This is a genomic window from Laedolimicola ammoniilytica, assembly GCF_025567165.1.
Lineage (GTDB): Bacteria > Bacillota > Clostridia > Lachnospirales > Lachnospiraceae > Laedolimicola > Laedolimicola ammoniilytica.
This window is the reverse complement of sequence record NZ_JAOQKC010000013.1, coordinates 42,841-53,962: the sequence shown is the minus strand read 5'-3', so window position 1 is coordinate 53,962 and position 11,122 is coordinate 42,841. Positions and strand designations below refer to the sequence as shown.

Annotated in this window: 10 protein-coding genes and 1 pseudogene; all 11 read right to left on the bottom strand. The window is 54.1% G+C overall.

Features of this window, described 5'->3' with window-relative positions; all coding sequences use genetic code 11:
* Positions 1 to 53: 53 nt before the first annotated feature.
* Positions 54 to 605, bottom strand: a complete 552-nt coding sequence (locus OCV63_RS10695; RefSeq protein WP_317245880.1) for a Gx transporter family protein — start codon at positions 603 to 605, stop codon at positions 54 to 56.
* A 57-nt stretch (positions 606 to 662) separates the two neighbouring features.
* On the bottom strand, positions 663 to 1,061 hold the full coding sequence (locus OCV63_RS10690; RefSeq protein ID WP_262670806.1) for a NusG domain II-containing protein: 399 nt from the start codon (positions 1,059 to 1,061) through the stop codon (positions 663 to 665).
* A gap of 57 nt (positions 1,062 to 1,118) precedes the next feature.
* Positions 1,119 to 2,183 (bottom strand): FAD:protein FMN transferase, encoded by a 1,065-nt coding sequence (locus OCV63_RS10685; protein ID WP_158363789.1) that lies wholly within the window; start codon positions 2,181 to 2,183, stop codon positions 1,119 to 1,121.
* 23 nt (positions 2,184 to 2,206) lie between these two features.
* Complete coding sequence (locus OCV63_RS10680) at positions 2,207 to 2,995, bottom strand: RnfABCDGE type electron transport complex subunit B (protein WP_158363788.1); 789 nt, start codon at positions 2,993 to 2,995, stop codon at positions 2,207 to 2,209.
* A 10-nt stretch (positions 2,996 to 3,005) separates the two neighbouring features.
* Positions 3,006 to 3,587 (bottom strand): electron transport complex subunit RsxA, encoded by a 582-nt coding sequence (gene rsxA / locus OCV63_RS10675; protein WP_158363787.1) that lies wholly within the window; start codon positions 3,585 to 3,587, stop codon positions 3,006 to 3,008.
* Positions 3,588 to 4,265, bottom strand: coding sequence for an electron transport complex subunit RsxE (gene rsxE / locus OCV63_RS10670; protein ID WP_158363786.1), 678 nt, complete (start codon positions 4,263 to 4,265; stop codon positions 3,588 to 3,590).
* 3 nt (positions 4,266 to 4,268) lie between these two features.
* Positions 4,269 to 4,850, bottom strand: coding sequence for an RnfABCDGE type electron transport complex subunit G (locus tag OCV63_RS17640; protein WP_262670812.1), 582 nt, complete (start codon positions 4,848 to 4,850; stop codon positions 4,269 to 4,271).
* Between the two features lie 45 nt (positions 4,851 to 4,895).
* Positions 4,896 to 5,816 (bottom strand): annotated as a pseudogene (locus OCV63_RS17635) (RnfABCDGE type electron transport complex subunit D); the annotation flags it as partial.
* Positions 5,813 to 7,177 (bottom strand): electron transport complex subunit RsxC, encoded by a 1,365-nt coding sequence (rsxC, locus tag OCV63_RS10655; protein WP_158363785.1) that lies wholly within the window; start codon positions 7,175 to 7,177, stop codon positions 5,813 to 5,815. The gene rsxC and the pseudogene OCV63_RS17635, both read right to left, overlap by 4 nt.
* Positions 7,178 to 7,498: 321 nt before the next feature.
* A complete protein-coding gene (locus OCV63_RS10650; protein WP_158363784.1) occupies positions 7,499 to 9,367 on the bottom strand; it encodes an ABC transporter ATP-binding protein in 1,869 nt (622 codons plus the stop codon).
* On the bottom strand, positions 9,367 to 11,094 hold the full coding sequence (locus tag OCV63_RS10645) for an ABC transporter ATP-binding protein (RefSeq protein WP_158363783.1): 1,728 nt from the start codon (positions 11,092 to 11,094) through the stop codon (positions 9,367 to 9,369). Before OCV63_RS10645 ends, OCV63_RS10650 begins: the two co-directional genes overlap by 1 nt.
* Between the last annotated feature and the right edge of the window lie 28 nt (positions 11,095 to 11,122).

Genomic DNA, 11,122 nt, shown 5'->3' with positions numbered 1-11,122 from the left:
TTTTATTTTTTTCATTATTTTTACACTAATTTTCACTATTTTTACAGTATTTTTTACTGTCTCCCAAGCCGGTTCAGCACCAGCTGGGCGCACAGGCCCGTAAAGGCTCCTGCCACACAGCCGGCCGTCATCAGAAAGGGCAGGTAAAACAGCATGCCTTTTCCGGCAATTGCCACTGCCACCAGCATCTGGCCGGTGTTGTGGAGGACGGCGCCCAGGACGCTGGCCAGCCAAATGGCGCGGCCGCTGACCATGTGACGGAGAAGCAGCATGCCAAGCAGGCAGAGCAGGCTTCCGGTCAGGCTGTAGAGGAAGGTCATCATGCTGCCTCCAAAGAGGGAGCCTAAGAAAATGCGGACCAGTACCACCATCAGCACCTCGCCGGGGCGGTAGCGGTAGACTGCGTAGACCGTCACGATATTGGCCAGCCCCAGTTTCGCGCCTGGAATCGGGATGGGATTCGGAATCTGGAGCTCCACCACATATAAAATCAGAGCTGCCGCTGTCAGCAGCGCCAGCTCAGTGAGTTTTCCGGTTGTCATTCTTTTTTCTGATGGATGATCCTTCATGACGGCCCTTTCTTTTTTAACTACTAAAATATTCATACCTGCCTAAAGATTATATTATATCTTTTCATCTGGCATTACGAAATATTTACATTTTTAGTTCGCCACCGCGTCCAGCCCGGACGCGCTCTCTCCGTCCGCGTACTGAATGCTCAGCCGGTTCGGCAGACATACGATGGGAGCGGCCTCCAGCCAGTCCATGTGGACACAGATCTGGTCGGGGCAGTCCGCTGCTTTCACGCGGATCTGGTGATCCCGGATCTCGATTTCATTGCTTCTGCCCCCGTAGGTCACGGTAAAGGTCTGATCCCCCGCCTGAGCCAAATCCAGTGTATACAGGATTTTCCCATCCTGCAGAATTTCCACCTGTCTGCCGTGGCTTCGGGTCAGATTCCAGATCATGCCGCCGATTCCCCCAAGGAAGATCAAAGCGCAGAGCGCCGCCACGATGTAAACTGCTTTTCGATTCTGTCCCGTCCGCATCTTCTCTGTCATTCTGAACCATTATCCTTTACAATACTTTCTGCCCACTCTTTTTCACTGCGCAATTCTCTAGCGCTCCACGATCTCCAGCCTCTGCGCCGCGTCCCTCATCTCTATCTTATCACGCAGCCCTTCCGTTGCATAGACCTTTCCGGAAGTATCCACCAGAACCAGCTCAAAGCTGTTCCCTTCGTCATTTCCATGGATCCGCCAGTACTCTGCCGCATCTGCCTCGCCCATGATATAAAGAGAAGTAGACAAAGCGTCCGCCAGCATACCGTTTTCCGATACAACGGTCACGGAAAGCAGGCCGGAATCTGCCGGGTAGCCGGTGCGGGGATCCAGGATGTGGATATAGGTCTCCCCGTTCTCCTCAAAATAGCGCTCATATCCGCCGGAGGTAATCACGGCCTGATTCTCCACCTCCAGCGCCAGCAGCACGTCCTCAGTCCCGCTTCCGGATCCGGACGAAATCTCCGGATTCCGAATTCCGATTTTCCAGTCTGTCCCGTCCGGTTTCGTCCCCAGGGTCTCGATATTGCCGCCCAGGGACACCATACCCGAAGTCACGCCGTACTCCCGGTAAAGCTCCATGACCCGGTCGGAGGCGTAGCCCTTGGCGATACCGCCCAGATCCACCTGCTGCCCCTCGCCCAGAGTCACCTGCGCGCCTTCTATCTGAATCTGCGCAGCGTCCACCAGCGAAAGCGTGCTGGAAATTTCTTCCTGTGTCGGCACCCGATAGTCCCCGGCAGGGAATCCCCAGAGCTGCATCAGCGGATAGACCGTCACGTCAAAAAGACCGCCCGTGGACTGCAGGATGCTTTCCGCTTCTTCCAGTAATTTCAAAGTATCCTCAGATACCAGAAAAGATCCCGCAGCATTCAGCTGCGAGATCTCACTGGATTCATTTCCTGTGGAAAGCAAAGCATCCAGTCGTTCGATTTCCTTCATGGCTGCGTCCACAGCCTCCTCCGCCTTCGGTCCGTAAGCGGTAAAGCTCATAACCGTATCCATGGCGAAAAGCTGTCTGGTACAGGCTGTTCCCCCGTCTTCTTTTCCGTATTGCCGAATACAGAGCGCCGCAATCAGAAGACCCAGTGTTCCCAGAATGACTGACATGATTCGCTTCATTATCATAACCTCAAATCCATATTTTAAAACATTTCGATGATCTTAGCCGGGCACTTCTCCGCGCACTTGCCGCAGCCCACGCACTTGGTATAGTCGATATGGGCCAGATTACCATCCACGGTGATGGCCTCGTGCTCGCACTGCTTCGCGCAGACGCCGCAGCCCAGACAGCCCGCGGTGCAGGCCTTCTTCACAGCAGGTCCACGGTCGCGGCTTGCGCAGCGCACCGCTATCTTCTTGTCCGCCGGTACCAGCTCAATGAGTCCCTTGGGACAGGCCTTGGCGCATTTACCGCAGCCGGCGCACTTGCTTTCGTCTACGATGGCTACGCCGTTTTCTACACGGAGCGCGCCGAACTTACAGGCTTCCACACAGGAGCCAAAGCCCAGACAACCGTAATCACATTCCCAGACAGATATTCCTGACAGGACAGCCGCCCTGCAGTCGTGAATTCCCACATAATTGCACCGGACAGAGGTTTTATCACAGGTTCCCGCGCAGTGAACGTAAGCAACCTTACGCTCTGCAGCTTCCGCCTGCACACCCATGATATCGCCGATTTTCTTCACTGCTTCCGCATTGCACACCGGGCAGGCATTGACCGGAGCCCTGCCCTCCACGATGGCTGCCGCCACTGCGTCGCAGCCTGCGTAACCGCAGGCTCCGCAGTTATTACCCGGAAGACTTTCTCTTACAAGGCCGACGCGCTCGTCGGTCTCCACTGCAAACTTCTTGCTGACTGCCACCAGAGCTACGCCGATCAGAAGTCCGATTACGCCTACTACCAATGTCGCTATAATAACTTCCTGCATATTCTCCTCCTTATGACAGCGCCAGACCGCCAAATCCCATGAACGCAATCGCCATCAATGCCGCGCAAATCAGCACAATGGGCGCGCCCTTTAAGGAAGCCGGCAGAGCCTCATCATCAATACGGCTGCGGATACCTGCCAGCAGAACGATGGCAATGGTATAACCCACTGCGGTACCGAATCCGGCCAGTACGCTCTCGATGAAATTATAACCGTCCTGCACATTGGTCAGGGCTACGCCCAGAACCGCGCAGTTGGTGGTGATCAGCGGCAGATAGATACCCAGTGCCTTATAAAGGGGCGGAGAAGTTTTTTTCGTAAACATCTCTACCATCTGCACCAGAGCCGCGATGACCAGAATAAAGACGATGGTTTTCAGATAATCCAGATTCAGGGGCGTCAGTACGTAAGTATACAGAAGGTTCGCCACTGCGGAGGCTACCGTGATAACGAAGATAACCGCCGCGCCCAGGCTGAAGGACGTCTTGATATATCTGGATACGCCCAGGAAGGAACAGATTCCCAGGAACTGGCTTAATACCACGTTATTAACCAGCGCTGTTGTAATGATAATCAGAAGTAGTGATTTCATTTATTTCTGCGCCTCCTTTCCTTCTTTCTTCGCATGCGCGCAGGTCGCGCAGCAGCCGTCGCAGCCCTGTACCATGGCGTCCGCCCGGTTCTTAATCTTCAGGGCGTTCATGATAATAACCAGAAACGCCAGAACCAGGAACGCGCCCGGAGCCTTGATAAAGATAGCGATGGGCTTATAAGCAGCCGGCATCACCTGCACTCCGAATACGGTACCCGCGCCCAGAAGCTCCCGGATGAAGCCGATGATAGAAAGGGAAACCGTAAAGCCAAGGCCCATGCCCAGTCCGTCCATGGCGGACAGCAGAGGCGGATTTTTGGAAGCGTAAGCCTCCGCGCGGCCCAGAATAATACAGTTTACAACGATCAGCGGAATATAGATTCCCAGTGCGCTGTAGATGGACGGAACATAAGCTTCCATCAGAAGCTCTACCACCGTAACCAGAGAGGCTACGATGACAATATAAGCCGGCAGACGGACGTCGTCCGGAATCATCTTCCGAAGCGCGGAGATAACCAGATTGGACATCACAAGTACCACCAGTGTGGATACACCCATTCCAAATCCGTTGACAGCCGAGGTGGTAACTGCCAGTGTGGGACACATGCCCAGCATCAGAACCAGAGTGGGATTTTCTTTTATAACACCATTATAGATGCGTTCTGTACAAGGTTTCATCGTTTAATTCCCTCCCTGTATATCATTTTCAAAGAAGTCTACGGCCGCGTTCACTGCGTTCACCACAGCGCTGGAGGAAATGGTTGCGCCGGAGACACCGTTGATCTCGCCGGGGGCAGAAGCTCCGCCGGACTTGAACAGGGTGAACTTATCGGTCTTCACGCCGTTAAACTGACCCTTGAAAGCGTCCTCGCCTACCAGGGAACCAAGACCTGCGGTCTCATTCAATACCGTGAAGGAAATACCGGTCACGGTTCCGTCTGCCGCCATACCTACCGATATGGTGATCTCGCCTTCCATACCGTCGCCGCTGGAAGCGCTGATAACATAGCCTGCCACTTTGCCGGAAGCGTCCTTTCCTACGATGACTTCATTGATATAAGCCTTTCCGAAATCAGTGCCGTATACCTCGCCGTTCAGAGCGTCCACCTTGGCGGTCAGTGCATCGTCATAAGTAAACTCTGCCGCATCCGGGCAAACCTCCCGGTAGGAAGCTGCCTTGGCTGCCAGCTGCTGCTCGGCAATCTTGCCTTCCGTCATCTTGTATACGCCGCTTAAGGCCACGCCTGCAATCAGGGTAATCACACAGAGGGCTATGGCTGCGGCCGGAATCTTCTTTCCACCCTCTTTCTTCTTCCGATAGCCGAAAGGAACCGGAATAGAAATCTCGTCAATCAGCGGAACAAACATATTGCAAATGATGATGGCGTAGCTTACGGAGTCTGCGGAGCTTCCATATACACGGAAGACTGCGGCCAGAATACCAAGAACCACACCGTAAATCAGCTGTCCTTTGGAAGCCAGCGGACAGGTAACCGGGTCAGTCGCCATAAAGAAGGCTCCCATCACAATGCCGCCGCCTGCCAGCTGCAGAAGCAGGTACGGAACATCAAAGCCGTGACCGCCGAACAGGGCGATAAACGCAGTAAAGGATACCAGCACGGACGCCGGGATCTCCCAGGTGATGCCGCCCACGATCAGCAGATAGATACCGCCAAGCAAAAGTCCCGCTGTGGAACAGCCAATGACGCCGTTATTGGAGCCTAAAAAGGTCTGTACCAGGCTCACTGCATTGCCTGCCGCCAGTTCTGCCAGCGGCGTAGCGCTGCTGACGCCGTCTACCGTATAGGTGGACATGGCGCTTGCAAAGGAAATCAGCAGAAAACAGCGTCCGGACAGGGCCGGGTTCATAAAGTTATGTCCCAGTCCGCCGAAGCAGCACTTGGTAAACAGGATCGCAAATACGCTTCCGAGAACCGGTATGTAAAGGGGAACGCCGTTCGGAAGGCAAAGCGCCAGGAGAAGTCCTGTGACAATCGCGCTGCAATCTGTAATCGTGTTCTCTCTTCTGGTTGCCTTATCAAATAAAAACTCTGTCAGAACCGCCGCCGCGATGGACACCAGAATCATCATCAGCGCGGAGCTTCCAAAATGATAGATGCCCATGGCTGTAGCCGGTAAAAGCGCCAGAATCACGTCGCCCATGACCCGGCTGGTGGTCAGACGGCTCCGTGCATGGGGGCTGGAGGATACATTCATCAGTTTACTCATTTCTTCGCACCTCCCTGCTGGGCCTGCGCGGCTCTCTTCCTGTTCATAATCTCAGCCTTCGTCTCCTTGAAGGTCTGCATCAGAGGCTGCTTGGCCGGGCAGACAAAGGTACAGGATCCGCAGGCGATACACTCCAGGCCATACAGCTTCTTTTCATAACGGACATAGCGCTTTCTCTTGGCCGCATCCATCATTTCCTGGGGGGACAGTCCCAGAGGACAGACTCTGGTACAGCGTCCGCAGCGCAGACATGACGTCGCCTGCTTCTCTGCCAGTGCCACCGGATCCTCGCCCAATACCGTCAGCGCATTGTTGTTCTTGCAGATGGGAACCTCCAGATCTGCCAGCGCCATTCCCATCATAGGGCCGCCGCTTAAGTATTTCTGCGCTTCTTTTCCTTCCTGTATGCCGCCTGCGGCCTCCAGAACCTCTGCCATATTCGTTCCGATTTTCACAATCAGGTTACAGGGCTCCTTCACCACATCGCCGGACACCGTAAAGCCTCGCTCCATCAGCGGTGTGGACTTGCATACAGCCTGGTAAATGGCATAAATGGTCGCCACGTTATCCACCACGCAGCCCGCGTCGGCCGGAAGCATGCCAAGCTTCAGATCGATGCCTGCGATCACCTGGATTATGGAACGCTCGCCGCCCTGGGGGTACTTGCATTTCGCAGCGTGAACCTTCAGCCTGTCGTCGCCTGCGCAGGCTTTTTTCAGCGCCGCGATGGCTTCCGGCTTATTTTCCTCGATCAGGAAGACACCCTCTGCAGCCGGGAACAGCTGAAGCAGAATTCTCATGCCCTCTGCCAGCTCCATGCTTTTTGTGCGCATCAGCTGGTCATCACAGGTGATGTAGGGCTCACACTCCGCGCCATTGGCGATGACATAACGAATCTCGTCCGCGTTCTTCGGAGCCAGCTTTACATGAACCGGGAAACCGGCTCCTCCCATTCCTACAATTCCTGCTTTCTGTATACTTCCGAGAATTTCTTCTTTACTGAGCGCCTTGTAATCGCGCTCCGCGCCGATGCCCTCTGCAGGTGTGTACTGTCCGTCATTCTCGATCACGACAGACAACACCTTCGCACCGGATGCTGTTCTTCTGTTCTCAACAGCTTTTACCGTACCGGAGCAGGAGCTGACAATATTCGCTGATACGAAACCGTCCGCTTCGCCGATCAGCTGTCCCGCCAGCACCGTATCGCCCTTTTTCACCAGTGGCTTCGCCGGCTTGCCAATATGCTGGCTCATGGGAAATACCAGATCGCCCTGGGGAAGATAGGTACGGTAAGACGCATCCTTGGCGTACCGTTTTCCATCGTCCGGATGCACGCCGCCTTTAAATGTCTTCTTGAACATAAGCTTTTTCCTTCCTTCATGCTTTTGTAGCATTTGTCTCATATTCACTTTATCACACTTATTATTGGGATACAACTTTAGATAAAAAATAGACAATCTCCGAACAATTCCGAAAATTTTTTGACAATATTGTTAAATTTGTGTCGATAGACTTGTATTTGCGATCACTTTATTCTATCGCAGAATTGAACTGTATTCCAGTATTTTTTTCAATACAATCCGGATTTTTCGGACAAAAAACAGGATTTTCGTCCTCCGCGCACTCCAGATTTCGGAAATCCTGTTTGTATACAATTTATCTTTCTTCCAGTTTATTACAGATCATTCCAGCTCAAATTGACCGGTATATAGCTGATAATAGCGTCCTTTCTCCGCAAGTAGCGCCCCGTGATCGCCCCGCTCGATGATTTCCCCTTTTTCCAGCACCATGATGGCCTTGGAATTGCGGACCGTGGAGAGCCGATGGGCGATGACAAATACAGTCCGGCCCTCCATGATGGCGTCCATGCCCTTCTCGATGAGCCGCTCCGTCCGCGTGTCGATGGAGCTGGTGGCCTCGTCCAGAATCAGCACCGGAGGCTTCGCGATAGCAGCCCGGGCAATGGCGATAAGCTGGCGCTGACCCTGGGACAGATTGCTGCCGTCGCTGTAGAGCATGGTGTCGTAGCCGTCCGGCAGACGGCGGATAAAGGAATCCGCGTTGGCGATCCGGGCCGCCTCCCGCACTTCTTCGTCTGTGGCGTCCAGTTTTCCGTATCGGATATTATCGGCGATGGTTCCGGTAAACAGGTGGGTCTCCTGGATCACCATGGCCAGGGAATGGCGCAGATCGTCCTTCCGAATCCGACGGATGTCAATGCCGTCGTAGGTGATGGTACCCGCCTCGATCTCGTAAAACCGGTTAATCAGGTTGATAATCGTGGTTTTTCCGGCTCCCGTACTGCCCACGAAGGCGATTTTCTGACCGGGCTTCGCATACAGGGAGATGCCATTTAAAATATGTTTCTCCGGCACATAGCCGAAGACCACCTTGTCGAATTTCACATCACCCCGGAGTTTTCGCAGTTCCGCCGCGCCGCCCTGCTCCGCCGCCGGAAGCTTCCAGGCAAAGTGTCCGGTGCGCTCATCAGTCTCTTTTAATTTTCCATTTTCTACCATCACATTGCAGAGGGTCACATCGCCCTCGTCCGCCTCAGGCTCGGCCTCCATCAGATCGAAGATCCGCTCTGCCCCGGCCAGAGCCGTCAGAATCTGGTTGATCTGAGCCGTAAACTGGTTCATGGGCAGGGCGCTCTGGCGCACAAACACCAGATAGGATGACAGGCTTCCGATATCCAGAAAGCCGTTCAGGGTAAAGATACCGCCCACACAGGCCGATACCGCGTAATTCAGATAGGAAAGGCTGACCACGGTGGGCACCTGCATCCCCGTGTAGGTCAGGGCATCTGTAGATTCCTTTCGGAAATTCTCATTGAGCCTGCAGAAAATATCAAAATTAATCTTCTCATGGTTGAAGATTTTCTCCACCTTCTGGCCAGCCATCATTTCCTCTGCGAAGCCATTGATTTTGCCAAGCTCCGCCTGCTGCCGCTGATAATATTTCCGGCTTCTCTTGCTGTTGGTCCGGATAAAAATGCCCATGAGAATCAGAAATACCATGACGATCAGGGACAGCCGCACGCTCAAGACCATCATCATGACAATGGTGCCCACCAGGGTCAGAAAGCTCTGGATCGCCATGGCGAAGCTGTTGTTCATGGCCTCCTGCACCGTGTCCACATCATTGGTGAAGCGGCTCATCAGTTCCCCGTGGGTATGGGCGTCAAAATACTGTAACGGCAGGGTCTGTACGTGGGCAAAGAGATCGCTTCGGATCTCCTGCACCACAGTCTGGGCTGATTTGATCATAAGCTGATTGTAAGCCAGGGTTGCGAGAGCACCGCAGAGGTACATGACGCCCATGGCTGCCACGGCACTGACCAGACCCTTCATATTCCCTGGCATGATAAAGCGGTTGATAACCGGCTTCAGAAGATAAGTTCCCATGACACTGGCCCCGGTGCTCACACACACCAGAAGCCCCACCAGCAAAAACATCCACTTGTGGAGGCCCATATAATGAAGGAGGTGCTTCAGCGTATTCTTCGTATTCCTGGGCCGCTTATAACCCACATAACTGTACTTCGCCATTAAAGCTCCACTCCTTCCTTCTGGGATTCGTAAATCTGCTGATAGATTTCGCTGCGGGCCAGCAGCTCCTCGTGGGTGCCGATGTCGCTGACCTGCCCATCGTCCAGAATGATAATCTGATCCGCGTGCCGGACAGAAGAAATCCGCTGTCCGATGATGATTTTCGTCATATCAGGCAGGGCTTTTCCCATCCGCTCCCGGATCTTCGCCTCGGTGGCCGTATCCACAGCGCTGGTGGAATCGTCGAGAATCAGGATCTTCGGCTTCTTTAAGAGTGCACGGGCAATGCAGATCCGCTGCTTTTGGCCGCCGGACACATTGACGCCCCCCTGACCCATCTCAGTCTCATACCCCTCTGGCAGCCGCTCCAGCACCTCGTCCACGCAGGCGATACGGCAGGCTTCCTCGATCTCTTCCATGGAAGCGTTCTCCTTTCCCCAACGCAGATTGTCCAGGAGACTTCCGGAAAACAGGGTATTTTTCTGCAATACCATGGCAATGGCCTCTCTAAGATGCGCCATGGGGTACTCCTGCACCGGAACGCCGTCCACCTTCACCACGCCTTCTGTGGCGTCATAAAGTCTCGGGATCAACTGCACAAGCGTGGACTTGGCCGCGCCGGTCTGACCGATGACGCCCACCGTCTGGCCCGCTTCTATATGGAAGGAAATGTCCGAAAGCACATATTCCTTCGCCTCTTTTTTATACTTGAACCACACATGCTCGAAGTCCACGCTGCCGTGCTTCACTTCGATGTCCCTGGCCTTTTCATCCGTCAGATCCACCTTTTCGTCGATGACCTCCAGAATCCGCGCGCCGGAGGCCATGGAGCGGGTCAGCATCAGAAACACATTGGAAATCATCATCAGGGAATTCAGAATCTGCAGTACATAGCTTAAGAATCCCGTGAGCTCGCCCACCTTCATGCTGCCCTTCTGAATCAGATAGCCGCCAAAGAGCAAAATCGAAAGAATCGTGCCGTACATGACAAACTGCATGGCGGGCATGTTCAGGGCGGCTAACCGGAAGGCTGTCTCCGACTCCTTGCGGAGATTCTGATTACCCTCCTCGAACTTCTCCACCTCGTAACCGCCCCGGACACAGGCCTTGACCACCCGCACCGCCGTCAGATTTTCCTGGACAATCCGGTTCACCGTATCAATGGCGGTCTGCATCCGGGAATAGAGCGGGCCTACCTTCATGGTAATCACAAAAAGGGCCGTCGCCAGCAATGGCAGCGCCACAAAGAACACGATGGCCAGCGTATGATTGATGGAAAAAGCCACGCCCGTGGCCACCACCAGCATCATAGGACCACGGCAGAAGGGGCGCATACCCATGGACACTGCGTTCTGAATATTCGTCACGTCGCTGGTGAGCCGCGTCACCAGGGATGAGGAGCGGAAATGGTCGATGTTGGCAAAGGAATACCCCTGAAGCTTCTCATACTCGGCCTTCCTCAGCTCCGCGCCCAGTCCCTGACCGGTCAGTGCCGCGAATCGGGCGCTTCCCACGCCCAGCATCAGCGCTGTCAGCGCGCAGGCCACCATCTGTAAGCCCTTCCTATAGATGTAGATCCTGTCGCCGTTCGCCACGCCCACGTCGATGAGATCCGCCATGATGAGCGGAACCAGAAGCTCAAAGACGCCCTCTGTCATAATGCAGACCACCGCCAGGGCAGCGTATTTTTTGTACTGCTTCATATAAGAAAATAAGCGTATCAGCATCGTTATGTTCCTCCGAATGTTGTCCTTC

Bases quoted from the DNA above. Each gene is read 5' to 3' on its own strand.
- OCV63_RS10695 (WP_317245880.1), bottom strand. From the start codon at position 605: ATGAATATTTTAGTAGTTAAAAAAGAAAGGGCCGTCATGAAGGATCAT.
- OCV63_RS10690 (WP_262670806.1), bottom strand. From the start codon at position 1,061: ATGACAGAGAAGATGCGGACGGGACAGAATCGAAAAGCAGTTTACATC.
- OCV63_RS10685 (WP_158363789.1), bottom strand. From the start codon at position 2,183: ATGAAGCGAATCATGTCAGTCATTCTGGGAACACTGGGTCTTCTGATT.
- OCV63_RS10680 (WP_158363788.1), bottom strand. From the start codon at position 2,995: ATGCAGGAAGTTATTATAGCGACATTGGTAGTAGGCGTAATCGGACTT.
- rsxA (WP_158363787.1), bottom strand. From the start codon at position 3,587: ATGAAATCACTACTTCTGATTATCATTACAACAGCGCTGGTTAATAAC.
- rsxE (WP_158363786.1), bottom strand. From the start codon at position 4,265: ATGAAACCTTGTACAGAACGCATCTATAATGGTGTTATAAAAGAAAAT.
- rsxC (WP_158363785.1), bottom strand. From the start codon at position 7,177: ATGTTCAAGAAGACATTTAAAGGCGGCGTGCATCCGGACGATGGAAAA.
- OCV63_RS10650 (WP_158363784.1), bottom strand. From the start codon at position 9,367: ATGGCGAAGTACAGTTATGTGGGTTATAAGCGGCCCAGGAATACGAAG.
- OCV63_RS10645 (WP_158363783.1), bottom strand. From the start codon at position 11,094: ATGCTGATACGCTTATTTTCTTATATGAAGCAGTACAAAAAATACGCT.